Annotated in this window: 20 protein-coding genes and 1 pseudogene; 12 read left to right on the forward strand and 9 right to left on the reverse strand. The window is 64.4% G+C overall.

Annotated elements, in window-relative coordinates:
* Window positions 1-126 (reverse strand): annotated as a pseudogene (locus tag GVY41_RS20440) (ABC transporter ATP-binding protein); the annotation flags it as partial.
* A gap of 9 nt (window positions 127-135) precedes the next feature.
* Window positions 136-1338, reverse strand: a complete 1203-nt coding sequence (locus GVY41_RS19345; protein ID WP_161348611.1) for an ABC transporter substrate-binding protein — start codon at window positions 1336-1338, stop codon at window positions 136-138.
* Window positions 1339-1566: 228 nt separating this feature from the next.
* Here GVY41_RS19345 and GVY41_RS19350 point away from each other — a divergent pair, with 228 nt between their 5' ends.
* A complete protein-coding gene (locus GVY41_RS19350; protein WP_161348612.1) occupies window positions 1567-2484 on the forward strand; it encodes a LysR family transcriptional regulator in 918 nt (305 codons plus the stop codon).
* Here GVY41_RS19350 and GVY41_RS19355 read toward each other — a convergent pair.
* The 7 genes from GVY41_RS19355 to GVY41_RS19385 all read right to left on the reverse strand — a co-directional run bounded on the left by GVY41_RS19355 (window position 2465) and on the right by GVY41_RS19385 (window position 10758).
* Complete coding sequence (locus tag GVY41_RS19355; RefSeq protein ID WP_161348613.1) at window positions 2465-3217, reverse strand: SDR family oxidoreductase; 753 nt, start codon at window positions 3215-3217, stop codon at window positions 2465-2467. The two genes, GVY41_RS19350 and GVY41_RS19355, sit on opposite strands and share 20 nt — an antisense overlap.
* Entirely contained in the window at window positions 3214-4536 is a 1323-nt protein-coding gene (locus GVY41_RS19360; protein WP_161348614.1) for an FAD-binding oxidoreductase, read from the reverse strand. Before GVY41_RS19360 ends, GVY41_RS19355 begins: the two co-directional genes overlap by 4 nt.
* Window positions 4533-4955, reverse strand: coding sequence for a GtrA family protein (locus tag GVY41_RS19365; RefSeq protein ID WP_161348615.1), 423 nt, complete (start codon window positions 4953-4955; stop codon window positions 4533-4535). Before GVY41_RS19365 ends, GVY41_RS19360 begins: the two co-directional genes overlap by 4 nt.
* The gene (locus GVY41_RS19370; protein ID WP_161348616.1) at window positions 4952-6373 is read right to left on the reverse strand and encodes a UbiA family prenyltransferase; all 1422 of its coding nucleotides are present in this window, start codon (window positions 6371-6373) and stop codon (window positions 4952-4954) included. Before GVY41_RS19370 ends, GVY41_RS19365 begins: the two co-directional genes overlap by 4 nt.
* Before the next feature lie 236 nt (window positions 6374-6609).
* Complete coding sequence (locus GVY41_RS19375; RefSeq protein ID WP_188816080.1) at window positions 6610-7968, reverse strand: polysaccharide biosynthesis/export family protein; 1359 nt, start codon at window positions 7966-7968, stop codon at window positions 6610-6612.
* 70 nt (window positions 7969-8038) lie between these two features.
* A complete protein-coding gene (locus GVY41_RS19380) occupies window positions 8039-8689 on the reverse strand; it encodes a YjbF family lipoprotein (RefSeq protein WP_161348617.1) in 651 nt (216 codons plus the stop codon).
* Window positions 8686-10758 (reverse strand): YjbH domain-containing protein, encoded by a 2073-nt coding sequence (locus tag GVY41_RS19385; protein WP_161348618.1) that lies wholly within the window; start codon window positions 10756-10758, stop codon window positions 8686-8688. Before GVY41_RS19385 ends, GVY41_RS19380 begins: the two co-directional genes overlap by 4 nt.
* Window positions 10759-11102: 344 nt before the next feature.
* Here GVY41_RS19385 and GVY41_RS19390 point away from each other — a divergent pair, with 344 nt between their 5' ends.
* The 11 genes from GVY41_RS19390 to GVY41_RS19445 all read left to right on the forward strand — a co-directional run bounded on the left by GVY41_RS19390 (window position 11103) and on the right by GVY41_RS19445 (window position 24771).
* Entirely contained in the window at window positions 11103-11852 is a 750-nt protein-coding gene (locus GVY41_RS19390) for a metallophosphoesterase (protein WP_229726117.1), read from the forward strand.
* A gap of 389 nt (window positions 11853-12241) precedes the next feature.
* The gene (locus GVY41_RS19395) at window positions 12242-12919 is read left to right on the forward strand and encodes a sugar transferase (RefSeq protein ID WP_161348620.1); all 678 of its coding nucleotides are present in this window, start codon (window positions 12242-12244) and stop codon (window positions 12917-12919) included.
* A gap of 90 nt (window positions 12920-13009) precedes the next feature.
* The gene (locus GVY41_RS19400) at window positions 13010-14323 is read left to right on the forward strand and encodes a WcaI family glycosyltransferase (RefSeq protein WP_229726119.1); all 1314 of its coding nucleotides are present in this window, start codon (window positions 13010-13012) and stop codon (window positions 14321-14323) included.
* Entirely contained in the window at window positions 14320-15438 is a 1119-nt protein-coding gene (gene gmd, locus GVY41_RS19405; protein ID WP_161348621.1) for a GDP-mannose 4,6-dehydratase, read from the forward strand. Before GVY41_RS19400 ends, gmd begins: the two co-directional genes overlap by 4 nt.
* 60 nt (window positions 15439-15498) lie before the next feature.
* A complete protein-coding gene (gene fcl / locus GVY41_RS19410) occupies window positions 15499-16437 on the forward strand; it encodes a GDP-L-fucose synthase (RefSeq protein WP_161348622.1) in 939 nt (312 codons plus the stop codon).
* A 20-nt stretch (window positions 16438-16457) separates the two neighbouring features.
* Complete coding sequence (locus GVY41_RS20225) at window positions 16458-17894, forward strand: glycosyltransferase (protein WP_188816082.1); 1437 nt, start codon at window positions 16458-16460, stop codon at window positions 17892-17894.
* A gap of 69 nt (window positions 17895-17963) precedes the next feature.
* Window positions 17964-19205 (forward strand): O-antigen ligase family protein, encoded by a 1242-nt coding sequence (locus tag GVY41_RS19425; RefSeq protein ID WP_161348623.1) that lies wholly within the window; start codon window positions 17964-17966, stop codon window positions 19203-19205.
* 189 nt (window positions 19206-19394) lie between these two features.
* Window positions 19395-20780, forward strand: coding sequence for a Coenzyme F420 hydrogenase/dehydrogenase, beta subunit C-terminal domain (locus tag GVY41_RS19430; protein WP_161348624.1), 1386 nt, complete (start codon window positions 19395-19397; stop codon window positions 20778-20780).
* A 36-nt stretch (window positions 20781-20816) separates the two neighbouring features.
* A complete protein-coding gene (locus GVY41_RS19435; RefSeq protein ID WP_161348625.1) occupies window positions 20817-22040 on the forward strand; it encodes a polysaccharide pyruvyl transferase family protein in 1224 nt (407 codons plus the stop codon).
* A 5-nt stretch (window positions 22041-22045) separates the two neighbouring features.
* Complete coding sequence (locus tag GVY41_RS19440) at window positions 22046-23536, forward strand: oligosaccharide flippase family protein (protein ID WP_161348626.1); 1491 nt, start codon at window positions 22046-22048, stop codon at window positions 23534-23536.
* 32 nt (window positions 23537-23568) lie between these two features.
* Complete coding sequence (locus tag GVY41_RS19445) at window positions 23569-24771, forward strand: glycosyltransferase family 4 protein (RefSeq protein ID WP_161348627.1); 1203 nt, start codon at window positions 23569-23571, stop codon at window positions 24769-24771.
* Window positions 24772-25309: the final 538 nt, after the last annotated feature.

Genomic DNA, 25309 nt, shown 5'->3' on the forward strand with positions numbered 1-25309 from the left:
CCGCGCGTGATGCACATCCAGATCGACATTGTTCACCGCGGTGAACCCGGCAAAATCCTTGCCCAGGCCGCGGGCGGATAAAACCACCCGCGGCTGGTCCTGCGTCTGCACAGGGGTTTGCGTCATCATCATGCCTTACTGGGTGACCAGCGAGCAGCCGCTTTTTGCCGGGTCGATATAGGCCTCATCGCCGGGGATGGTGGCGAGCACGTTGTAGTAATCCCAGGCGATGTCGCTGTCGCCGGGCTTCTTCACCTCCATCAGGAACACGTCGGTGATCATCCGGCCATTCGCGGCGACCTTGCCGGTATGGGTGAAGACGTCATCCACTGGCAGCTCGTGCAGCTTGGCGGCAACGGCCTCGGTCTCATCGGTGCCGGCGGCCTCGATCGCCTTCAGGTAGGACAGCACGGCGGAATAGGTGCCGGCATGAACCATGTTCGGCATCGCGCCGGTGCGCTCGAAGAAGCGCTTGCCGAACTCGGCGGTTTCCTCGTTGCGGTTCCAGTAGAAGCTTTCGGTCAGGGTCAGGCCCTGCGCCGCTTCCAGCCCGATGCCATTGACCTCGGCCAGCGTGAACAGCAGGGCAGCAAGCCGCTGGCCGCCTTGCACGATGCCGAATTCCGACGCCTGCTTGATGGCGTTCTGGGTATCCATCCCGGCATTGGCAAGGCCGATGACGCTGGCGCCCGAGGCCTGGGCCTGCAGCAGGAACGACGAATAGTCGGTGGTGGCCAGCGGGTGACGCACGGCGCCAACCACGGTGCCGCCATTGGCGGTGACATAGGCGCCGGTATTCTCTTCCAGCGAATAGCCGAAGGCATAGTCGGCGGTCAGGAAGAACCACTTGTCGCCGCCCTGCTCCACCAGCGCGCCGCCGGTGCCGACGGCAAGGGCATGGGTGTCATAGGCCCAGTGGAACCCGTAGGGAGAGCATTGCGGGCCGGTCAGTTCCGTCGTCGCGGCGCCGGTGGTGATGGTGATCTTGCCCGCATCCCTCGACAGCGCCTGAACGGCCAGCGCCACGGAGGAGGTCGTCAGCTCCATGATCGCATCGACCTGCTCGGTATCATACCACTGGCGGGCGATGTTCGAGGCAATGTCGGCCTTGTTCTGGTGGTCGGCGGTGACCACCTCGACCGGCATGTCCAGCACGGTGCCGCCGAAATCCTCGACCGCCATCAGCGCGGCCTCGTAGGAAAACTTGCCGCCGAAATCGGCATAGACGCCCGACTGGTCGTTCAGGATGCCGATCTTGACCTTCCCGTCGCTGACCTCTGCCAATGACGGCGAAGCGAGTGCCGCAAGCGCGCTTGCGGACATCAGAATTCTGCGCATGTCTCAACCTCCCTTGAAACGCGCGGCCCGTCCGGACAGCACTTGGCCGCCCCCGTAAAGGGTGCAGGCGCGACGTCTCTGTTCAAAAATGGCCATACGGGCTCCTCTCCCGTCTGACTTGGCTAACGATCACAGCAAACGGCCTTTGACACAAGCCTTGGCGAAAGGTTAATTGCATACAGGATCTGTCCATTTTTGAACAGAACTTGCCATGACCTCGGGGGCAGCTTGCAGAACTTCGACTGGGACGACCTGCAATTCTTTCTGGCCGTGGCGCGCACCGGCCAGCTGTCGCGCGCCGCCCGGCAGCTGCAGACCAGCCATGTCACCGTCTCGCGCCGCATCGACCGGCTGGAGGCGGCGCTGAAGCTGCGCCTGTTCGAGCGCAATCCCCGCGGCTATGAGCTGACCACCTTCGGCCGCCGCCTGATCGAGACCGCCGAGCGCATCGAGGCGGAAACCGAGCGGATGAATGTCGAGCTTCTGGGTGACAGCATCGGCCAGCGCGGTGTGCTGCGGGTGGCAACGCCGGAGGGCTTTGGCAGCTTCTTCTCCACAAGGCTGCTGCCGCGCTTCAGTGCCCGCTTTCCGAACATCCTGCTGGAGCTGGTGACCCTGCCGCAGATCCTGTCCCTCTCGCGGCGCGAGGCGGATGTGTCGGTGACGCTGGACCCGTCCAAGGCCAGCCCCTACATCTCGGACAAGATCACCGACTACTCGCTGCACGTCTATGGTGCGCGGGCCTATCTGGACCGGCACGAGCCTATCACCACGCGCGAGCAACTGCTGGAACATCGTTTCATCGGCTATATCGAGGAGATGATCTTCGCCCCCGGCCTTGACTATCTGGGCGAGGTGCATCCGGGGCTGCGCGCGCAGTTCCGCAGCTCCAGCATCTTCAACCAGCTGGCGGCGACGAAGCTGGGCGAAGGGCTGTGCGTGCTGCCCTATTTCATCGCCAGCCAGCACCCGGACCTGCAGATCGTGCTGGCAGACAAGGTCTGGCTGCGGCGGAACTACTGGATGACCTGCCACCGCGACGTGCGCCCCATCGCCCGCGAGCGGGCGGTGATGACCTGGCTGGCCGAGGCGGTCCGGGCCGAGGAGGCGGCGCTGATCCGGGGGGCTACAGCTTCAGTTTCTTGAACACCGGCTCGGGGATGTTGCGGATGATCGCCATCACCAGCGCCCAGACGGGGCGGACGTAGATCACGTTGCGTTTGCGCGTCACCGCCTTCAGCACCGCCGCCCCCAGCTCCTCGGGCTGCGCGGTCAGTTTGGCGGGCAGGTCCATTCCGTCCGTCATCCGTGTCGCCACGAAGCCGGGCTTCACCGTCACCACATGCACGCCGGTCTTCGCCAGCCGGTTGCGCAGGCCCGACAGGAAGGCGGTGAACCCGGCCTTGGCAGAGCCATAGACGTAGTTCGTCGCCCTGCCCCGGTCGCCTGCGACCGAGGAGATGCCGACGATGGTGCCGGTGCCCGTCGCCTCCATCCGGTTGGCGATCAGGCCGAGGATCGCGGCGGGCGCCTCGTAGTTCGACCGCATGACCTGCGCGGCGGCGGCGAAGTCCATCTCGCCGGCCTCCTGCTCGCCCATCATGCCGATGGCGCAGATGACGATGCCGGGCGCGGCGGGCAGGCTGTCCAGAAACCCGGCGTGGCCGGCGGTGTCCAGCACGTCGAACTCATGGGTGCTGACCGGGACGGCGTAGCGCAGGCCAAGGTCGGTCGCCTCGGGCTGCAGGCTTGCCACTTTGCGGGCGGCCAGCTGCACCGGATGGCCCTTGGCGGCGAAGGCATGGGCGCAGGCGAGGCCGATGTCAGAGCGTCCGCCAAGGATCAGCACTGGCGAAAGGTTTTCGCGGGAAAGCGTCATAGGTCGAGCCTTTCGGACAAAGCGGAGGCGAAGCTGCGGGCGCGGCCTTCGGCGGCGCGCATGGCAAGGAAAGCGGGCAGCCGCGGATCGGCGCGGCGCAGGGTGGCGGCGGACATGCGGGCATCCTTGGCAAGGTAGAAGCGCCCGCCGTGATCGAGCGTGATGGCATCGAGCCGGTCCAGCAGCGCCAGCGTGACGGGGTTCACCGGGAAATCGAGCGCCAGGGTGTAGCCCTCCATCGGGAAGGAAAACCGGCTGTCCTGCGCGCCAAAGCGCTTCAGCACTGCAAGGAAAGACCCCTGCCCCGAGGCCGCGATCTCACCCAGCAACGCCCGCAGCCCGGGCTCCGAGGCCGCCAGCGGCAGCACGCATTGGAACTGGGCAAAGCCCTTGCGGCCATAGATGCGGTTCCAGTGTAGGATGCCGTCGAGCGGGTAGAAATAGCTGTCCCAATCCACCAGCGCCCGTCCTGCCGACCGCCGACCCTTGCGCCAGTAAAGCGCGTTGAAAGCGCCGACGCTGTAGCGGTTCAGCGCGAAGCCCGGCGCGTCGAACGGCACGGTCAGCAGGCGCTTGGCCGGCGCAACGAGGGGCCGCGCGCGGCGGCGGTTGTCCAGATCACTCGGCGCAGCGTGCTCGCCCAGCATCACCAGCGACCGGCCAAGGTTGGCTCCGCTGGCGAGGCAGTCGATCCAGGCGACGGAATAGGTGGCCTCGGCCGAGGCCTCGAACAGCGCCATCGCGGCGGCAAGGTCGGGGGCGGGCACGGTCTCCTGCAAGATCCAGGCGCTTTGCACGGGGCGCAGGCGGATGGCAGCGCGCAGGATGATGCCGGTGAGGCCCATGCCGCCGAGGGTAAAGCCGAAGAGGTCAGGGTTCTCGGCGCGCGAGGCGCGATGCACCATCCCGTCGCCATCCATCACCTCGACCCACTCGACGCTCGCGGCCATCGAGCCGTCCTTGTGGTGGTTCTTGCCATGCACATCGGCGGCGATCATGCCGCCAAGCGTCACGAACTTGGTGCCGGGGGTGACCAGCGGAAACCAGCCGCGCGGCAGGAAGGCGGCGATGATGTCGGCCAGCAGCACCCCCGCCTCGGCCACCAGCAGGCCGGTTTCGGCATCGAAGGACAGCATCCGGCTGAAGCCGCGCATGTCCACGGTACCCCGCGCCGACAGCGCCGCATCGCCATAGGACCGGCCATTGCCGCGGGCGATCAGCGCGCCCTCAGCCACCAGCGCGCGCACTTCGGCATCGCTGCGCGGCCGCGTCACCCGGCACTCGAGTTTCGGAAACCGCCCCCACCCTGACAGGATCATGCCCGCGCCCCCGCCAGGGCGCCGGTGAACACGAAGCGCCGGTCGAGGTGGAACTTCACCACATAGCCGATGGCGAGCCCCAGCACCGCCCCCGCCTCGCGCGCAAGGTCCGTGCCCCAGATCATGAAGGCCGCCGTCTCCATCCCCCAGAAGATCGCGGTCGTGACCAGCCCCATCGCGGTGTAGAGCGAGAACTTGCGCCCATGCGCCCGGGCGCCGCTGGCGGTGTCGAAGAAGATCCAGCGCTTGTCGAGGATGTATTTCAGCACCAGCCCCACCGCCGTTCCCGCCAGCACCGCCAGCGCGAAACCGCGCGCCGAGCCGTCCAGCGCCAGAACCGCCCGCTGGGTGCCAAGGTTCGCCACCGTCGCCAGCAGCGCGAAGAAGGCGTAGCGCAGGATCAACACCTGCAGGCTCACAGTACCGTCCCCGCAATGCCAAGCGCCGCCATCAGGATCACGCAGCTGCGGCTGACCGGGTCCTTGACCGCGAACACCACCGGGTCGTCATGCATCTTGCCGCGGTGCGTGACCATCACCATCCGGCTGATCCAGTAAAGCAGCACGAGGCAGATCCCCCACAGCATATGCGGCGCGCTGTAGAGCTCGTTCACGTCGCCCGTGCTGGCATAAAGCGCCATCACCAGCACCGCGACATAGCCCGCCGAGGTCGCCATCGATTCCACCAGCGGCAGGTCATCGACATGATAGCCACGCCCATGCGCCGTGACCTTGCCCGAGGCGATGCCGTCCACCAGCTCTGCCTGGCGCTTGACCGCCGCGAGCGCGAAGAACAGGAAGATCGAGAAGGCCAGCAGCCAGACCGAGATCGGCAGATCGGTCGCCGCGCCCCCGGCAAGGATGCGGATGGTATAGAGCACCGCCAGCGCGCAGATATCGACCACCAGCCGCCGCTTGAGGTACAGCGAATAGCCCGTCGTCAGCGCGAAATAGCCCAGCATCACCAGCAGGAACTGCCCGCCAAACAGCGCAGAGATGAGAATGCCTGCCAGCAGCAGCCCCGCCGCCATCCCTGTGCCCTGCGCAATCGGGATCGCCCCGGCAGCGAAGGGCCGTGTGCGCTTGCGCGGGTGGCTGCGGTCGGCGGACAGGTCCAGCAGGTCATTGAGCACATAGACACTGGAGGCGATCAGGCTGAAGGCCACGAAGGCCGCCAGCGAGGCAAGGATATTGCCGGGGGTCATCTGATGCGCGGTGAACATCGGCACGAAGACCAGCAGGTTCTTCATCCATTGATGCGGGCGCAGCGCGTGCAGATAGGCGCGCCCCGGGGCGGACACGGTGGTCAGATGCTCTGCCTCGACCTCAAGCCGGTCCACCGCCGCGCGGGTGGCGGGGGCGGCATTGACGGTGATCGCGCGGGACGCGGCCTTCCAGACCGGCATGTCGGCCGCGGCATCGCCCATGTAGTGAAAGCCTTCGCCAAAGCTGCGGGTGCAGAACGCGGCTTTTTCCGCGCCCTTGAGGTTGGTCCCGTCCGCCGAGCCATGCGCCACATCGAACAACCCCAGATGCGCGGCAATCGCCGAGACAAGCTGCTGATCCGAAGCCGAGACCAGCGCCGTGCGCCCGCCCGCCGCCCGCCAGTCCCGCACCCGTTCCAGCACCGCCGGGTCATAGGGCAGCGATGTGACGTCGACCTGTGCGCGTGCCGCCAGCGCCCGCTTCAGCGCCGCCCTGCCCTGCCGCAATGCCGCCATGGCGGCAAGGGGAGTGGTCCAGTCCGACGCGAAGGCGGACCAGAAGGTTTCATGGAGCATGTCGGAGCGGATCAGGGTTCCGTCGAGATCTACGACCAGCACTTGTGAAACTGTCATGCCTGTTCTTTTTTGTTGTTCGTCTGCCTGCCTCGGCCTTGGGGCAGACTAGCACCGGCCACGCCTGCGCCCCAAGAACTTCCCGCCGCCCCGGCGTTTTCCGGGTGCGGCTGCTGCATTTGTGGCACCCCATTCGGGCGGCATCGGGGCGGAATACGGGCACAGTACGGACTTGGCCGCCCGCCAGCGAAAAGGGGCGCCGAAGCGCCCCTTGACCTCCATGCCGGCCGGGCCCGTCAGTTGGCCGCGGTCGCCGTCAGGTTGATGATCGACGGCGTGATCTGGTTGACCACACGGCTCCAGCGCGTGACCGGCTGTTCCGAGACGAAGACAACATCATTCGGGCGCAGCTCGAAGCGGGTGGCCAGCAGCAGGTTCGCGGCATTGCGCGCGTCGAGCTGCCAGGCGGTGACCGATCCGAATTCGCGCGGGTCGGGCGAGCCGCGCAGCACGTAGATGTGCCGGGCGTTGGCCCGTTCATTCGCCATCCCCGAGCCCTGCTCGTAGATCGCATCGGCCAGAACCGCCTTGCGGTCGAAGGGCAGCGGATAGCGGCCCTGCTGGGCAATCTCGCCGGTGAGGTAGACATAGTCGCGTTCGACCGAGTCAAGCTCCAGCCTTGTCTGGAAATTGTCGCGCGCCTCGGACATGTCGGCGCGGCGCAGCGAGACTTCGGTCTGCAACTCGTTGATTGCCGCCTCGCGCAATTCTGCACGGAAGGACGCCAGCTGGATCTGCTCCGAGAAGTAGGATTCAGCCTTGGCCAGATCGTATTCGGTGTCGACGAACACGCTGTCGCCGTCGGTCAGCCGCACCTTCTGCAGGTCTGGCTGGGTGTAGAACTCGGCCAGCGGGATCTGGTAGATGGTGCCGTCGCGGTAGATGCGGATCGTGGCGTAGTCCTGATCGACGACGGTGATGCCGCCCGCAGCCACGATGGCTTGGTCGAGCCGCAGCGGCGTCAGCGAGATCGGAGCGATGGTCGGGGTGTTGACCGCGCCGCCGATCGAGACCCGCTTGGAGTTGAACTCGGCGATCTCGAGGCTGAAGGTCGGGTCGATCTGCGCTTCGACCAGGCGGCGGAACACCACGGCCTCGGCTTCTTCCAGCGTCAGCCCGGCCACCGGCACCCGGCCGACATCGGGGACCGCGATGGCGCCGTCATCTTGTACGGTATAGCCCTGACGGCTGTTCTGCGCGGCCAGCAGGCCCGAAAGCTCCTCGATGGTATTGCCGGCCTGCGGGGTTGCCAGCAGCACGACATCGCCGACGCCGATGGTGTAGGGACCATCTTGCACCGGCGGCGGCACCCGGGTTTCCAGCACATCGGGCCGGCCCTCGGGCAGGAAGGCGGTGTCCGGGATCTCGCCGGCGCCCCGGAGCGACCCGCCTGCCCCGGCCGTGGCGGTGAACACGCCGGGCAGCGATTTCGGCGCGAAGGTGGAACGGTTCGCCGCCAGCAGGGTTTCGGGCGTGATCTGCACCACCTGCACCTTGCCGTCGCGGCTCACGCCTTCTTGCACCGAGGGGGTTTGATACACGACGCCGCAGCCGGCCAGCAGGGCCACCACGCTCAGGCTCGTCAGAATACGCACGGGAAATCCTCCGCTATTGGGATCGCAATGCCGGCCCCGGGGCCGAAGGAAGGGGAAAGGAAATGCGGGATCATCTGATCACCCCGCGCATCGAGATCGCGCCCACGTCGGGGCTTACCCATTGCAACGACTGCACCACCGCGCCACCCGAGACCCAGTAGAAGTTCTCGAAGTCATTGCCGGGGTTGGTGCAGGTCTCGGCGATCACGCTGGCGCGGATCTGCACGCCATCAAACGCCAGATCCTCGGTGCCACGCGGGCTGATCTCGCAGACATAGCTGTCGATCTCGATGCCGTTCTGGCCATCGAGATAGCGGTGGATGCGCACCGCAAGGCCGGGCCGCCCCGCCAGAACCAGCACCTGGCTTTCGGCAATGTCGGCGCTCATCAGGTCACCGGCCAGCGCACGGGTGCTGGTCATAAGCCCGCCGCGGGTGGACAGCGTGACATTGTCCTGCGTGCGCCAGATCCGGTCGCCGCCGCGCTCGGACACCAGCACGAAGGTGGTGACCGCATTCCGTTCAAGCAAATTGGCGATCATCAGCGGTGCGCCGGCCTGCACGCGCGCGGCGAAATCGGCCGCCACCATCGGTTGCGCCTGCGCCATGGTCGTTTCCGGGCTGCCGGCCAGCTGCGACAGGCCCGCGACACGCTCGCACCCGGCGGCAAGCAGCAGCAGCAGCGGCGGCAGGGCCCAGTTCAGTCGGGATGCCCGGATCATCGCCAGAACCTCCCCCAGTTGTCTTGCAGTTCGGGCCCGTGATAGTCGCGCGTCAGCCCGTAAAGCCGGTTGCGCACGTCCAGCCTTGCGCCGCCGTCGCGGGTGGTCGGGCGGATCGTGGAGCCAAAGCCGCGCTGCGAGGGCTCACCCACGATCCAGCTGAGCGGGATCGAGAAGCGGATCCCCTTGTCGAACGAGCCTTCGCCGAAATCCTCGAAGGACACATCGGTCAGCGTGAAGAACGCGCCCACCGTGAAGCCGTTGCCGAACTCGCGGTCGAGCCCGAAAGTCGCGCCCCAGTCACCGGCAAGGTAGCGGCCAGCATCGATCTGGCCAAGATAGCCGCCGCCGAGGTCGTAATAGGCCGAGGCATGGCCGGTCACGACATCGTAGTCCTGAAAGCCGAAACCGCTGTCGAACTCGCGCTGCACGGCGTAATTCAGCTCTGCGCCAAGCGCCAGACGGCTGTCGACCGGCTTCCACAGAACCTCGCTCGACACACCGCCATACATACGTTCGAGATAACCCGCCGTCACCCGGCCATAAAGATCGGGACCGGGCCGAAAGAAATACTCGCCGGTCAGATGGCTGATCTCGGCTTCCTCGGTCTTGTCGTACCGGACCACATCCGAGCGCACACGCTGGATGACCGAATTCGACTCGCGCGTTGATTCATCAAGGTTGCCGACCACCTTCTGGCGGATGGCACCCGAGACGATCAGACCCGGCGCCAGATCGACACCGAAGGACAGCTGCGCCCCGAAATCGGCGCGCACCGGCGCGTCGGGATCGAAAAAGGCCTGCTGGCTGTAGGGGCGCAGGCTCCAGTCGAAGGCAGGATACTGACGCAGCGGCGCGCCAGCCGGATCGAAGCGCGACTCCGCCGCGTCCGAAATGTCGGCCCGCGCAAAGGACTGCCAGGTTCCGTCCGGGGCCAGCTCCAGTTCTTCCAGATCGGCGCGGCGCAGGGTCACGGCCGAGGTCGGCATCCCCCGCACCACCGGCACGATGCGGAAGGTGCCCACGGCGCCCGGCAGGGTCGCCGTCAGCACCCGCGCGGTGCGGCCGAGCGCTTGCGGCGCGGCATCGTAGCCGGTGTTGCGGATGCGGACCGTGGCGGTGCTGCCGGTGATCGACAGCGACTCCAGTTCGATCCCCTGCGCTTGCAGCGCCGCGTCAACCCGCGCGCTGAGGCTCTCGCCCGGCAGGTCGCCCCAGCTTGCGGCCGCACGCTGATCGGCCACGGACACCGGCACCACCGGCGGCGGCGCAGGCTCGCGTCCCGAGGTGAAGCGGGCCCTGCCCGGGTCGAAGGCCAGCGTCGCCATCATCCCGACCTCCGATCCATGCAGGGCAAAGCCGGTCAGATCGACGCCATTGCGCATCCGGTAGGTCGCCGCGAAGTTGAAGGGCGAGCGTCGTTCGAAGCCGGCGAAGTCCACCTCGCGCTCGTAGGCATCGGACGAGTATTCAGCCTTGAAGGACAGCCGGTCCGAAGGCCGCCATTCGACACCGCCGAACAGGGCCGCTGGCCCGCGGAAGAAAGTATCGAAGGCAACCTGTCCAGTATCGTCGATGCCTGTAAACCCGGCCGGCCGCGTCTCGAACCCGTCATTGAGAACACCCAGCGGGTTGTCGAAGCTGCCGTAAGTCGCGAGCCGGCCCCAGCCGATCCCACCCGTCACCACCAGATCCGGACGCACATGCTTGGAGGCTGCCACGAACTCCGACCCGAACACCCCGGTGCCGCCGAAGTCGCGCAGCCCCACGACAACACCGGGCATTACATCGCCTTCGACGCTGATCTGGTAGCTGACGTCAAAGCTGCGGTCGTACAGCTCCTGGTCGTCGCCGGGACCGAAATAGTTGTCGATGACCGAATAGCGGAAGGTGCCCGACAAACGCGGCGCGATCTGGAAGGTCAGCGAGTTGCGCAGCACGCCGCTATAATAATTGGTGGTCAGTGCAAACTCGCCATCAGCCGCCAATTCCCCGCTTGGCATGTCGATGAGTCCGACAGTTCCATAGGTGGAATAGGTTGGCCTGTCCTGAGCCGAGGCTGTCGTCATGGCAAGAACCGCCAGTGCAGACAGCGCCCAAGATGCCGGCCGAAGCCGGATGCGCGCAACGTGGGCCGGGGCCATTGGTGCAGGAATTTGGCGCATTGTCCCCGGCTGCTTCTGTCCGTTCACCACTCTGTTAGATACTGTGACGCAGTGCAGCAAGTCTCAATTTCCAGCGCCGGCAGGTTTCCTCCGAAGGTGTCCGTTTCGCATCTATCGGCATCGTGAACAGGGTCGCGCACCGGCACCTGGTCTATTTTGTTGGCAAAGCCCGCGCGATTTTCTATGCGGGGGGCATGACGTTGCTTTCCAGTATGATCCGCCGTTTGCGCAAACCCTCGCGGAGGCCCGTGACCGAGCAGGACACAGACCTGCCCGACAGCGCGCATCCGCCGATGGCCCCCGAAGAACCCCTCTGTATCATCGGCGACATCCATGGCTGTGCCGACCTGCTGGAGAACCTGTCGCTGAAGATCGCGGCAGAGGTGGACGCAGACACCCGCATCATCTGCGTCGGCGATTACGTGGATCGTGGCGATGCCAGCGCGGCCGTGCTGCGGATGCTGATGGAAGAGGCGACGCAGCCATCCAGTCGCCTGACCTGCCTCGCGGGCAATCACGAGGATATGCTGGTCGGGTTTCTCGACGATCCGCAACAGGCCGGACCGCGCTGGCTGCGGTATGGCGGGTTGCAGACGCTGGCCAGCTTCGGACTGCGCGGCGTCAGCGAGACGATGGGCGGCGCCGATCTGGACCGGGCCCGCGACGACCTGCGCGCGGCGATGGGGGCAGAGCTTGAAGCCTGGCTGCGCGGACTGCCCCTCCATGTGCAAAGCGGCAATGTCGCCATCGTCCATGCTGCCGCCGACCCCGAGCTTCCGATCCTTCAGCAAGATCGCAAGGTGCTGCTCTGGGGCCATGCCGGCTTTTCCCGCCGCCCCCGCGCCGACGGGATCTGGGTCGCGCATGGCCATACTGTCGTGCCGGAGATCCGCCAGCAGGGTGGGCGCCTCGCGGTGGATACCGGCGCCTACGCCACCGGACGGCTCAGCGCGGCGATTGTTGGGCCCGAAGGCACCGTGCGGCTGGTCTCGACCTGACCCAACCTGCCGAGGCCGAGCGCCGCAGACGCCGATTCTCGGTTGCGGCTTCGCGCGCTGACCACAATCTAGGCAGATGTCACGGTGCCGTTGCAAAGAGTTTGCCCCAACGTCACTTTCGCGGGCCAAGAGGACACAGGCTGGCAGGAAGCCGCTGGCCTTCGCACTTGCAGCATTTTAAGACTTGCGAAAGCATAGGCTACGGGACGATGTTAGCGGAAGTCGGGGCACCTGATGCCCTTAGCCAGTTACGTGTGATGCCCGTTAGCCAGTGACGTGGGTCTGCGCCCGACAGGGCGCGCTCCGAGATCTAAGCCGCTGCTGCCGGGGACGCCGCGCAGTTGATTGATATTCAAGGAAATTCGACCCAATCCGGGCGGGAGACAGTGATGAAACATGTGGTGATCTCAGACAGGTTCGACCACATCGACGCCGTCGGCTCCACCGCCGGGCGTCGATATCTTGGGGCCCCGAAGCGGCTTTTTGACATTTTTTTGGCTCTGCTGATTCTCCCTGTGGTTGCGCCGATCCTCGCGATCCTCTGGGTTCTGACCCGCCTTGACGGCGGCCCCGGCTTCTTCGGGCAAGAGCGTGTCGGCAAGGATGGCCGCCGTTTCACCTGCTGGAAACTGCGCACGATGGTGGTCGATGCCGAACGCGTTCTGGCCGACCTTTGCGCCTCGGACCCGAAGGTCGCCGAGGAATGGCATGTGAACCAGAAGCTTGCCAAGGATCCGCGGATCACTGGCGTCGGGCGCTTCCTGCGCAAGTCGAGCCTCGATGAGCTGCCGCAAATCCTCAACATCCTGTGGGGTGACATGAGCTTCGTCGGCCCGCGCCCCTTCACCGTCGGGCAAGAGCACCTCTATGTCGCCGCCGGCGGCACTGCCTACTTCCATCTGCGTCCGGGCGTCACCGGCTTCTGGCAGATCGAGGGCCGCGGCACGACGCGCTTCGTGGACCGCGTGCGCTTCGACGAGGACTATTACGCCAAGGCCAGCCTCGGCTGCGACCTGCTGTTGATCGGCAAGACCTTTGGTGTGGTGCTCAAGGGCACCGGTCACTAAGCCGCCCGTAAGGGCCGGCCGGGCCGCTTCGGGATCCGCGCTCGCGGGTTGCGCGCAAGCCCTGCGCCCACCTTCTCCTAAGGACTGACCGTGCGACTTCTCATTCTTGGCATCAATTACGCGCCCGAGATCATCAGCACCGCCGTCTATACCACCGGACTGGCAGAGGCGATGGTTGACCGGGGGCACGAGGTGAGGGTGGTCACCGCACATCCCTACTACCCCGCCTGGAAGCGCTCGCCCGGTTACCCGGCATTCTGGTATCGCCGCGAGGCACCCCGCCCCGGGCTGGACGTCACCCACTGCCCGCATTACGTGCCGGCGCGCCCCACCGGCGCCCGCCGCATCCTGCACCATGCCAGCTTTGCGCTGACCGCCCTGCCGGTGGCGCTGTGGACAGCGATCCGTCACCGCCCCGACGCGGTATTTGTCGCCGCTCCGGCCCTGGTGGCTGCCCCGGTCGGTTGGCTGGCCGCGCGCCTGGGCGGAGGCAAGGCCTGGCTGCATATCCAGGACTATGAGGTCGAGGCGGCCTTCGCCACCGGCCTCCTCAAGGAAGACAGCCGCATCGGCCGCGCCGCCCGCGGTTTCGAACGCTGGATCCTGCGCCGCTTCGACAAGGTCAGCTCGATCTCGGCCCCGATGCTGGCCAAACTGACCGAGCAGGGCATCCCGGCCGAGCGCATCTTCGAGCTGCGCAACTGGGCGGATCTCTCGCGCGTGGTGCCGCTGACCGGCCCCTCGCCGCTGAAGGCCGAGCTGGGGATCACCACGCCGCATGTCGCGCTCTATTCCGGCAACATCGCCAACAAGCAGGGGCTGGAGATCATCCCGGCCGCTGCCCGCCTGCTCGCGCATCGCAGCGACCTGACCTTTGCGATCTTCGGCGACGGGCCGTTCCTCGCCGAGTTGAAGAACCTCTCGCAAGGCCTCAGCAACATTCAGTTTTTCCCGCTTCAGCCCCGCGACAGGCTCAGCGAGCTGGTCGGCATGGCAACCGTCCACCTGTTGCCGCAGATCGCCGGCGCCGCCGATCTGGTGCTGCCCTCGAAGCTGACCAACATGCTGGCCTCGGGCCGCCCGGTGCTGGCCACGGCCGAGCCTGGCACCGCGCTCGCCGGTGAGGTTGCCGGCTGTGGCGAGATCACCCCGCCCGGCGACGCGGCCACGCTGGCAAGCGCTCTGGAGCGGCTGCTGGACGATCCCGCCCGGCGCGAGGCGCTTGGCGCCGCGGCCCGCGTCCGCGCATTGGACCGCTGGGATGGCAGCCGGATCCTCGACCGTTTCGCCGCAGAATTGCACCACATGACGGGCATCGCAAAGGCTGGTGCTCCCGCACCGAGCGACGAGCCCGGAGCGGACCGGACCGGACCGGACTTGATGATGAAAAGGAACGAACCGTGACGAAAAAAGCTCTGATCACCGGCATTACCGGCCAGGACGGCTCTTATCTGGCCGAACTGCTGCTGGAAAAGGGCTATGAGGTCCATGGCATCAAGCGCCGGGCCTCGCTGTTCAACACCCAGCGGGTCGACCACATCTATGAGGACCCGCATGTCGACAACGCCCGGCTGAAGCTGCATTATGGCGACCTGACGGACTCGTCGAACCTCACGCGGATCCTGCGCGATGTCGAACCCGACGAGGTCTACAACCTCGGCGCGCAATCCCACGTCGCCGTCAGCTTCGAGGCCCCCGAATACACCGCCGATGTCGATGCGATCGGCACCCTGCGCCTGCTGGAGGCGATCCGCTTCCTCGGCCTCGAAAAGAAGACCCGCTTCTACCAGGCCTCGACCTCCGAGCTTTACGGCCTCGTGCAGGAAATCCCGCAGCGCGAGACGACGCCCTTCCACCCGCGCTCGCCCTACGCTGTCGCCAAGATGTATGCTTACTGGATCGCGGTGAACTACCGCGAGGCCTACGGCATGTATGCGTGCAACGGCATCCTCTTCAACCACGAGTCCCCCCGCCGCGGCGAGACCTTCGTGACCCGCAAGATCACCCGGGGCCTTGCCAATATCGCCATGGGGCTGGAGCCGTGCCTGTATATGGGCAATATCGACTCCCTGCGCGACTGGGGCCATGCCAAGGACTATGTCCGCATGCAGTGGATGATGCTGCAGCAGGACACGCCCGAGGACTTCGTGATCGCCACCGGCGTGCAATTCTCGGTGCGCGAGTTCATCAGCTGGGCGGCGTCCGATCTGGGCATCACGTTGGAATTCACCGGGACCGGCGTTGACGAGATCGCCACCGTCACCGCGGTGGAGGGCAACCTCGCGCCGATGGTGAAGACTGGCGACGTGCTGATGCGGATCGACCCGCGCTACTTCCGCCCCGCCGAAGTGGAAACCCTGCTCGGTGACCCGACCAAGGCCAAGGAAAAGCTGGGCTGGGTCCCCGAGATCACCGCGCGCGAGATGTGCCGCGAAATGGTCGAGGCCGACCACAAGTCGGCCCGCCGCCATGCGCTGCTGAAAAGCCACGGGCTGGAACTGCCGGTAAGTGTGGAGTGATGCGGGGGGCTTTGCCCCGCATCCTCATTCCGCAGGCAAGACACGCGAAGGGAACTCTCCATGACCTATGACCTCACCGGCAAACGCATCTGGGTCGCCGGCCATCGCGGCATGGTCGGCGGCGCCGTGGTGCGGCGCCTTGCCTCCGAAGGCTGCGAAGTGATCACCGCCGGGCGCGATGTCGTCGACCTCGTCGACCAGCGCGCCGTGCATGACTGGATGGCCGCCACCCGCCCCGATGCCATCGTGCTGGCGGCCGCCAAGGTCGGCGGCATCCAGGCCAACAGCACCCGCCCGGTCGACTTCCTCTATGACAACCTGATGATCGAGGCCAACATCCTCCACGCCGCGCATGAGCAGGATGTGGAGCGGATGCTGTTCCTCGGCTCCTCCTGCATCTACCCCAAGCTGGCACCGCAGCCGATCCCCGAGGACAGCCTGCTGACCGGCCCGCTGGAGCCGACCAACGAGTGGTACGCCATCGCCAAGATCGCCGGCATCAAGCTGACCCAGGCCTATCGCACCCAATACGGGCGCGACTGGATCTCGGCGATGCCGACCAACCTCTACGGCCCCGGCGACAACTATGACCTGAATTCCAGCCACGTCCTCCCTGCCCTGCTGCGCAAGTTCCATGAGGCGAAGATGGCCGGCGCGAAAGAGGTCGTGGTCTGGGGCTCTGGCACGCCGCTGCGCGAGTTCCTGCATTGCGACGACCTCGCCGATGCGTTGGTGTTCCTGCTCAGGGGCTATTCGGGCTATGAGCATGTGAACGTCGGCTCGGGCAGCGAGGTCACGATCCGCGCGCTGGCCGAAACCATCGCGAAGGTGGTGGGCTACGACGCCGAGCTGACCTTCGATGCCACCAAACCCGACGGAACCCCGCGCAAGCTGATGGATTCGGGCCGCCTGCACGCGATGGGCTGGAACAAGGTGCGTCCGCTGGAAGACGGGATCGCGGATGCGTATGTCGAGTTCCTTGGGCGAGGGCAGGCTTGAAACACCTCCGTGACAGGCTGATGACCTCGCCCGTTACCCGCCGCTTGATTGGCGGCTTCGGGATGATGGATCCCTACGTCCGCAGGGAAAGGCCCCTAGAGCACGCGGCAAAACAGGCGTTCTGGCTGCTCTGGGAGGGAAGGATGCTGTCCAATGCTCATGCCGTTCTTTTCACCTGCGAAGAAGAAAAGCGTCTGGCCCGCGGGACGTTCTTCGACCACGCTGACTATCGGGAAACAGTGGTCGCGTTCTGCGCCGCCAATCAGGCTACATCAGCAGCGCCCGGCCCAGATGCCTTCCGTGTAGTGCATCCACTCCTTCAGGGCCGCCGCTACCTGCTGTTTGTCGGACGCATCCATCCAAAGAAGGCTTGCGACCAGCTTATCACCGCCTTTGCCACCGTGGCGGATCTTGACCCAGGGCTTGACTTCGTCATTGCGGGGCCAGACCAGACCGGGTGGGTTCCGGCGTTGAAGGCGCAGGCCGAAACCCTGGGCATCGGCAACCGCGTGCACTGGCCGGGCATGATCGGCGGTGGTGTGAAGCAGGAAGCCTATGCCAATGCGCTTGCCTTCGTTCTGCCCTCTCATCAGGAAAACTTCGGGATCGTTGTCGCTGAAGCCCTCTCGGCGGGCACTCCCGTGCTCATTTCCATCAAGGTCAACATCTGGCGTGAAATCGAGTCTGATGGGGCAGGCCTGGTGGTGCCCGATACGGTCGAGGACACCTCGGACATGCTGCGCCGCTTCCTGACGATGCCGGCAGAGGCAGCGTCCGGCATGCGCCTGGCGGCGCGCCGTTGCCATGATGGCCATATTCCGTGCCGAAGGCGGCGCAGGATCTGCTGTCGGTGCTGGAGGAGGCGGCACACGGCACGTCGAGGCCCATCCGATGACATTGCAGGATCAAGGCGGCCAGCAAGGCGATACATTCGCCTGAAAGTCATGCTTCTCGGTCAAGAACCGCGTGCTGCGCGCAGTATGGGGAATGATCCGGACGTTGCTGGCTTCGTAGACACCGTCCCCCTTCAACCGCTGGCGCCTCTTGCCGCCGCGGGTATTCGGGGCGAAAGTGCATCCGACAGCGCGTGTCTATGCCGGTGCAAGGATCTGGCATCCCCCCAATCTGCAGATGGACGCCTACTCGGTCCTTGGCCCCGGAGTTGTCGTCTACTGCATGGACCGCATTCACATCGGCATCACGCGATAGTATCTCAGCGGGATCATCTGTGTGGCGGAACTCATGATATCAGTCGTTCCGATTTCCAGCTGCGGACACGGCCGACCGACATTGGGGCGAGCACTTGGATTTGCGCCGAAGCCTTCGTAGGACCGGGGGTTGGTGATGGTGCGGTTCTGGCGGCACGCGGCGCTGCCTTCTCCGGTCTCGCGGACTGGACGTTCTATCGCGGCAATCCGGCAATGGCAGTTAAGGAAAGGTCACGGTTTGTTCAGTAGCGGACATCAAATAGATGCCTTCCAGCAAATAACCTCCAAATGCCGCATTCATTGGCCGGAAGCCCGCTCATGATCACGAAACACGTCTCCCCGTTTTGGGCCGACCCGGCAAGCTATCTGCCGCTGGTCTACCTTTCTCTGTCGGTGCCGCTTCTCGCTCTTGAGCGAAACGCAATTACGGGTATGTCGGATGGTGAGGTAAATATCGCGCCGTTACTTGCGTCGTATATAATTCTCTCAGTCGCCTCCCTGTCAATCTACAGGTATCGCTCAGTTTTCAGAAGTGCGTTTGCGCCTGGAGATCTGTTTTTTATGCTTTTTGTTACCATAACCTTGGTGTCGGTATTTGCACACGGAAGCTTAAATCCCCTTCTGCAGTCAGGAGTGCTGATTATAATCGCGGCTGGTTTCCGTGCGGCGAGTGTGAGCTCCCGTTTTTTCACGGGCCTGCAGATCGCTTCACTCTGCATGTTGGCATTCATGGTGTTTACCGTTCTTGTCTTCGGCAATCCGACCCAACGGTGGATAAAGGGCATTCACCCCAACCTGTTCGGTGGCGTGGCTGTAGCAACTGCTATCCTCGCAAGCTTCGGATCCTCGCGGAGGTTTGAGGTATGTGCCGCAGTCAGCTTCTTTTGTGCGCTCTATGTTTCAAGCCGGTATGCGATGGTCTCAATTTTCATATTCTATTCGATATATTGGGTGCTGAACATTAAGCGCATCGGCATCGTGCGCATCTTTTTTGCAGCCGCCGCGATTTACTTTTTGGCCGCCGACTTCCTTCTATCGCAAAACTTCGGAGTTATTGGAAGTGCACTTAAGCTGAACGCGTCCGACCGGGGTCTTTCCAGCGGATTCACAGGTCGAGACCAACTTTGGGAGAATTTCTCTTATCAGTTCAATGAACAGCCGCTCTTCGGATATGGATTTCGAAACAGAGCTGGTTACAGCGGAGCTCATAACGGTTTCCTCAATTTAATTCTTGAGAACGGCCTTTTGGGATCTGTGTCGATATTGGGATTCTACATTTACCGCTTCATCTCTGTGGCCCGCGAGGCGCTGTCGACTCCTACGACCGAAATAAGAGGCCGCTATCTCGCTGGAATGTTTGCGGTGACCTTCGGGGCGATGCTGCAGCCGCAGGTCCTCAGTTTCGGGGACGCTTTCTCTGTTACGGTCCTGTTGCTGCTTCTTGCGGCTCCGGGCTCCGAGAGGGCTGGGTCCGCGCATGCGGCTGAACTCGCGCTGACGCGGCGCACGACAACATCGCGCTCACGCGCTATTCGCGACAACGCGAGGTATGTGCGGTGACCAATGCGGCGCAATCTTTGATCGGGGGCAACTGCCACGCGACGGGACAGTTGCCCCGCACCATGCGTGGGTCTCGAACGACATCAAGCATGAACTTGCTTGCCCCCGCCGGAATCGCCAGCGCTCATCAATGGGACACTGCGCAGTTACCGATGCGGTGGAGGATCTCATGAAAAGGAACTCCGGGACATGACTGTTGCACGCGCAGAGGCGATGAGCTTGAAAGATGAAATTGCCCCGGTGATCGCTGGCGGTTTCTGTGTCGGTTGCGGGGCCTGCGCGGTCGCGGCTCCCGAGGCAATCAGCATGGTGCGCGACCGTGACGGTGTCTGCCAGCCGCAGATCCGCAAGCCCGCGCTGCTGGATGGTGTTGCGGGGGGCGTCTGCCCGTTCTCGGATGCGGCCCCGAACGAAGACGTCCATGCGCGCCGCCTGTTCGTGGGGGATGTGACGCCCGATGCACATCTGGGCTGCTACCGGCGAACGCTGGCAGGCCATGCCGCTGAAGCGGATTTCCGTCAGGGTGGCAGTTCGGGCGGCGTCACCACGTGGGTCCTGGTCGAAGCTCTGCGCCAAAACAAGATCGACGCCGTCGTGCATGTGCATCCCGCAGCGGGCGGAGCGCTGTTCGATTTCGATCTGGCCCGGACAGAGGACGAGATCCGCTCCGGGGCCAAGACGCGCTACTATTCGGTCAGCTTCGAGACTGCCCTGAGGCGCGCCGTCGATGCCAAGCTCAGGATCGCCTTTGTCGGGGTGCCTTGTTTCGTGAAGGCGGTGCGCAACCTAGCGTCGCGCGACCCCGACATCGCACGGCAGGTCGTGCTGACGGTCGCAATCATCTGCGGGCATATGAAATCACCGGGCTTCGCTGAAAGTCTCGCGTGGCAGGCGGGTGTGCCGCCAGATGACATCGCTGCGGTTGACTTCCGGGTCAAGCGGCCTGGGCATTCGGCAAAGCAGTACGGGTTTTCGGTGAAGCGCGCACAGGACACCGCCACCTTGGTCAAACCAATGAGCGAAATGGCGGGGCGACGTTGGGACGGCGGATACTTCCGGCTGAAAGCCTGCAATTTCTGCGACGATGTGGTGGGCGAGACGGCGGATATCTCTTTCGGGGATGCTTGGCTGAAAGAATACGACGGCGATCCGGGAGGCACCAACGTTATCGTTGTGCGCAGCGAACTAGCCGACGCCCTGATCCAGAGCGGTCAGAGCTCGGGCGCGCTGGACGTGCACGACCTTCCACCTGAACGCGCGATCGCCTCGCAGAGTGCGGGGTTCCGCGACCGGCGGGATGCCTTGGCTTACAGGCTCTGGCTAGCCGACCGCCGAGGCGGCTGGCGTCCGCAAAAGCGGGTTCAGCCGGGGCGTGACCATCTGACGATCATGCGCCGTGTGATCTATCGGTTGAGGGGGGTCGTGCGCGTCCGGAGCTTTGCCAGCCTGCGCCTGAGCAAGCGGTTGGGTAGCCCGCGTCCCTACGTGTGGGAAATGACATTCTGGCACGCCATCCTGCGGCTCGCTGGAGATCTTGAATCCCTCACCGCGAAGATTTCCTCGCGCCGCCGCTAGGCGTCGGCGCCCTGCAACCTAATCAAGGCTCTAACCATGAAAAAGACGGTCCTCTTTTCCTACCAGCAGCTGTCGAACGTCGGCTGCGAGATCATCATCCGGGGCACTGTCGCGTTCCTGACCCGGACCTTTCCGCAGCACGATCTGGAGTTCGTCGTCTCCAGCTACAATCCCGAGAGGGACAGGGCCTTGCTGGCAGACGTGCCAAGCGTAACGGTTGTGCCAATGCAGGGCTGGAAGCGCTACCTGCGCGGGCTGCTTCAAAAAACTGGCTTGTTCGACTCGCACTGGGTTCCCCGCTTCGCGACATCGGAGTTTCGTCGCGCGGATCTGTTCTGTTCGGTCGGCGGCGACATCTACACGATGTTCGGCAACTCCATTCCGCATGACTGGCTGGGCTATGAAAACTTTGCGAGCAGACACGGCATCCCGTCTATCATGTTCGGCGCCAACATGGAGCGCTTCGAGGTCGTGCCGGAGGCTGACCGCAAGAAGCTGATCGACCACCTGAAGCGGTTCAAGGTTTTGGCTGTGCGCGACGCGGGCACGGTCGAGTATCTGGGCAGCCACGGCGTTTCCGACAACGTGACCCTGCACCCGGACCCCTGTTTCTGCCTGCGCCCCGTCACGACCTTCGAACGCAGGCCGATCCGACGGATCGCGATCAACTTCACGCCGATCCTGATCCGCGACTTCGGCGCGCCTGTGGTTGAACGTTTCGCACGGATCGTCGAGGCGCTTGTCGGCAAGGGCTATGAAATCTCGTTCGTGCCGCATGTCTATTCCAGCGAAGACCTGCCCTCGCTCAGCGATCCCGACGCGCTGGCGCGCCTCTACGCGGCCCTGTCGCCCGAGGTCCAGGCACAGGTGAAGAGGTTCGAGGGCCCGATTTCCTTCGCCACCGTGGCCGCCGCCCTGCGCGAGATCGACCTGTTCGTCGGGGGGCGAATGCATGGCTGCCTGAATTCGCTGACCCTTGGCAAGGCAGTCTGCTTTGTGGGTTACAGCCGGAAGGTGCGCACGATGGTGGACTGGCTGGCCTCGGAGAGCCCGTTCAGCGTGATGTCGCGAAGCTATGGCGCGGTGCCCGCAGACGAGATCGACGTAGGTTGGTTGGAACAGCTGATCGCGGCGCATGACATCTGGGCGGCGGCGGATCCGGGCGGGAAGGTGGTCATAGACACGCAGGCCTATTTGGACGGCTTGACCGCCCGTGCCCGAGTGGCCGAGGCGGTCGACTTGAATGCATCGAAAAGATAACGAACATGGCAGAGGATCCTAAACGGCACCGGCCAGCAGGCAGCGGGCGCGTTGCCTTCAGGGGCATGGTCTGGACTGCGGCGGCGCTGATCTTTTCCAAAGCGCTGTCCTTTGTCAGCCAGATCGCCCTTGGCTATCTCCTTGCGGTCGAGACCTATGCGATCTTTGCACTCGTCACGACGGCTATGATCTTTGTAAGCGGGTTCCAGAATTCCGGCGTATCCAAGGCGCTGATCCAGCAGCAGGAGCGTCTGGACGACCTCTTGCCCGAGTATTCTGCCTTCGCGCTGTGGATGGGCCTGATCGGTTTTGTGCTGCTAGTCGTGACGGGGGCAGCCTTCCAGAGCCTCTACGACGTGCCAGGCCTGTTCCCCATCATCTTTGTTCAGGCTCTTAGCCTGCCGCTGATCGCGATGTCGACGATCCTGATGGCGGTGCTCAGCGCTCGGCTGGCGTTCCGGACGATAAATCTGATCGAGATGCGCCGGTCGCTGGCATACTATGCCGTTCTGATCGTCGGTGCGGCGCTGGGCACTGCGGGCTTCACGATGGCGCTGGCGCTAGTGGCTGGCGCAATACTGCATCTGGCCATGCTCACCCGCGCGGCGGCGCCATTTCGGATTGGCATCCGCCTGTCGTTTGCCCGGTTCCGTGCTCTGGCATGGCAATTGCGCTGGATCATCATCTCGGCGTTTTTGTTCGCGCTTGGCATGAACGGTGATTACCTAGTGCTGGCCAAGATGCTGCACCCGCAAGAACTGGGCTATTATTTCTTCGGCTTTATGCTGATAACCAACGTAACGATCCTGTTGGCCAGCGGCATCAACCAGACCCTTCTTCCGGTCTTTTCTAGGCTCAAGAACGACCTGCCCGCGTTGCAGCGGCAGGTTCTGATGTCTAGCGGGGCGATCACGCTGTTGGCGTGCATCCTGTCGATCTGCCTGATCGGTTTTGGCGCGGTGATGGTGCACCTGATCTGGGGCGGCAAGTGGGATGGCGCGATCGTGGTCGTTCTGTCGGTCGCCGCGATCCAGCCATTGCGCCTCACGGCGACCATGGGCGGAGTCGTCTTGGAGGCGCAGGGCGCCTGGAGCCTGCGGTTGGCGACACTTTTGTTCGATGGCGCGCTGATCCTGATCTGCTCGGCCGTCGGCGCCTGGCTCGGCGGGCTTTTCGGCGCCTCCATCGCCGTAGCGGTCCAGCGGGCAGTGACCGGGCTGGTCACCTTTCCGATGGGTGCGCGCCGGATCGGGATCGGCTGGCGGCGGATCGTGGCCTTCTGGCTGCGTTGCCTTGGGCCTTACGTTCTCGTGGTGGCGGGGCTGTTTCTGCTGGCGCCGGACCGCTATGCAGATGCCGATACTTGGGTGATCGTGGGGCGGGCAGCACTTGAAACTGCCGGAGCACTGGCGGTGTTCATGGCCGCCAACATGGTGTTGAATCGCGACCTGCTCGGGGCGATGGCCGGGGTGATCCGGTCACGGAAACCCGCGTGAAACAGCTATCTTTAGAAAGTGCGGATCCGGCCATGACCCAGCAAAAGCGCCTTCTCTTCATCGCATCGGGCACAGAGGGCTATGGCGTGCGGCGGGTCTGGGACAGCCTCGTTGGCGGCCTGACGGCCCGCGGCTACACCGTCCAAGTTGCCCTCTTGACCAGCGGAGCCGGAGGCGCGCAAGACTGGCGCGCGATGGGGGCAGAAATTACTCAGATCGCCCCGGGCGCCTCCCTGCAGAACGCCGGTGAAGCCCGCTGGGGCAAAGCAGCTGCGCTAGGATCACGCGCGCTGACCCAGTTCCGGATGATCGGGCGTCTAACGGCGCTGGCGCGCCAAATCGCGGCAGAGAGGATCGTAATACAAAGCCCGCTGGAAGTGCCGATGGCGGCACTGGTTGCCCGACGCTGCGGTATTCCGCTCTACTGGATGATGCCGAACGGTGTCTCGGACACGTATCCCCTGGATATTAACCGCAGGCTCTATGCGCTGCTCGGGCGCCACGCCAATCTCACGGCGCTGGCCAACTCCCGTTATACCTTGGGCACCTTGGGCACCTTGGGTGCACGGGCCGTTCAGGCGCAGGTCGTTCATTTGGGGATCGACGTTCAGGCGTTTGCACCCGAACGGTGGGATCCAGCAGCCACTGCTGAGCTGCGCAGATCCGCCGGGCTGCGCGGGGAAGGTGCGGTGCTCGGGCTTTTCGCGCGGCTCGTGCCGAGCAAAGGCCTTGGCGTTCTGGTCGAGGCGCTGGGCCTGCTGGCCACCGAGGGGCAACGCCCGGAAGTGCTGATCTGCGGTGGCCCTCTGGACAGCGATTTCGCGTCGTCGGTTATGTCCAGGGCGCAAGAGCTGGGCGTGAGGAAGCAGCTATTCTTTCAAGGACCGATCCGCGATATCGGCCCGTGGTATGCGGCCAGCGACATCATCCTTAACACTCGCCTTGACCCGGAGCCCTTCGGCCTGTCGGTGATCGAAGGCATGGCGATGGCAAAACCGATTCTTGCGCACCAGGCTGGCGGTCCCGCCGAAACTGTGCTCGACGGCCAGACAGGATGGCTGATCACCTCGCCCGACCCCGCCTCGTTTGCCACCGCTCTGCGTCGCGCCTTGGCTGACCGACCCCGGTGGTCCGAAATGGGCCAGGCCGCCCGCGCCCATGTCGCGCTGCAATTTAGCGAGGAGCGGATGCTTGACCGGCTCGAAGCGGTCTGGAGAGTGGCGGAGCAGGGCTGACGGGGAAGCCTCTGGTGTCCACGGAAGAACGTCCACGCGCCGCTTAAGCCAGCCGCAACGCGCGCCGCCCGATTTCTCCCGTGCCAAAACAGGCAAGTATCAAAGCTCCAGCTGCACAAACGCAGAGCGTCGCAGCAGAAGACATTGCGATGAATGTAAGCTGGTAGTCGAAAAGATATGCGCTGCGCTCCAGTGCCTTCTGAACCATTCCGAGAACCAGCATGTGAGAAAGATAAAAGTAGTAGCTTCGCTTCCCGAGCCAAGACAGCAGTCCATATCCTTGGTTTCTGCCAGTCTAAAGCTGGATACTGCGACCATGCACAAAAACGCCGAGGCGAGCATGGACGTCAGCTTGAGATGCGAGATGGCGAGGGCTTTGTTGCGCAAATCCCTTGAGGTTCTGAGTTCCCCTGACCTGCCACTGGTCTTTCATCCAGCCGCGACCGGAGCCCGTTGGTCATTTACGCCTTTCGGCGCGGGTTGAGCAATCGCCCGGCGCGCGGAACTTTCATTGCGTGCAGCGGGTCGGGCGATTGCG

The sequence above is a fragment of the Frigidibacter albus genome (genome assembly GCF_009908165.1).
GTDB lineage: Bacteria > Pseudomonadota > Alphaproteobacteria > Rhodobacterales > Rhodobacteraceae > Frigidibacter > Frigidibacter albus.

What these genes read in the sequence shown, in the direction of transcription:
- GVY41_RS19395 (WP_161348620.1), top strand. Translation starts at nt 12,242, where the DNA reads ATGAAACATGTGGTGATCTCAGACAGGTTCGACCACATCGACGCCGTC.
- fcl (WP_161348622.1), top strand. Translation starts at nt 15,499, where the DNA reads ATGACCTATGACCTCACCGGCAAACGCATCTGGGTCGCCGGCCATCGC.
- GVY41_RS19360 (WP_161348614.1), bottom strand. Translation starts at nt 4,536, where the DNA reads ATGATCCTGTCAGGGTGGGGGCGGTTTCCGAAACTCGAGTGCCGGGTG.
- GVY41_RS19445 (WP_161348627.1), top strand. Translation starts at nt 23,569, where the DNA reads ATGACCCAGCAAAAGCGCCTTCTCTTCATCGCATCGGGCACAGAGGGC.
- GVY41_RS19385 (WP_161348618.1), bottom strand. Translation starts at nt 10,758, where the DNA reads ATGACGACAGCCTCGGCTCAGGACAGGCCAACCTATTCCACCTATGGA.
- GVY41_RS19440 (WP_161348626.1), top strand. Translation starts at nt 22,046, where the DNA reads ATGGCAGAGGATCCTAAACGGCACCGGCCAGCAGGCAGCGGGCGCGTT.
- GVY41_RS19355 (WP_161348613.1), bottom strand. Translation starts at nt 3,217, where the DNA reads ATGACGCTTTCCCGCGAAAACCTTTCGCCAGTGCTGATCCTTGGCGGA.
- GVY41_RS19345 (WP_161348611.1), bottom strand. Translation starts at nt 1,338, where the DNA reads ATGCGCAGAATTCTGATGTCCGCAAGCGCGCTTGCGGCACTCGCTTCG.
- GVY41_RS19370 (WP_161348616.1), bottom strand. Translation starts at nt 6,373, where the DNA reads ATGACAGTTTCACAAGTGCTGGTCGTAGATCTCGACGGAACCCTGATC.
- GVY41_RS19380 (WP_161348617.1), bottom strand. Translation starts at nt 8,689, where the DNA reads ATGATCCGGGCATCCCGACTGAACTGGGCCCTGCCGCCGCTGCTGCTG.
- GVY41_RS20225 (WP_188816082.1), top strand. Translation starts at nt 16,458, where the DNA reads ATGACCTCGCCCGTTACCCGCCGCTTGATTGGCGGCTTCGGGATGATG.
- GVY41_RS19430 (WP_161348624.1), top strand. Translation starts at nt 19,395, where the DNA reads ATGACTGTTGCACGCGCAGAGGCGATGAGCTTGAAAGATGAAATTGCC.
- GVY41_RS19435 (WP_161348625.1), top strand. Translation starts at nt 20,817, where the DNA reads ATGAAAAAGACGGTCCTCTTTTCCTACCAGCAGCTGTCGAACGTCGGC.
- GVY41_RS19425 (WP_161348623.1), top strand. Translation starts at nt 17,964, where the DNA reads ATGATCACGAAACACGTCTCCCCGTTTTGGGCCGACCCGGCAAGCTAT.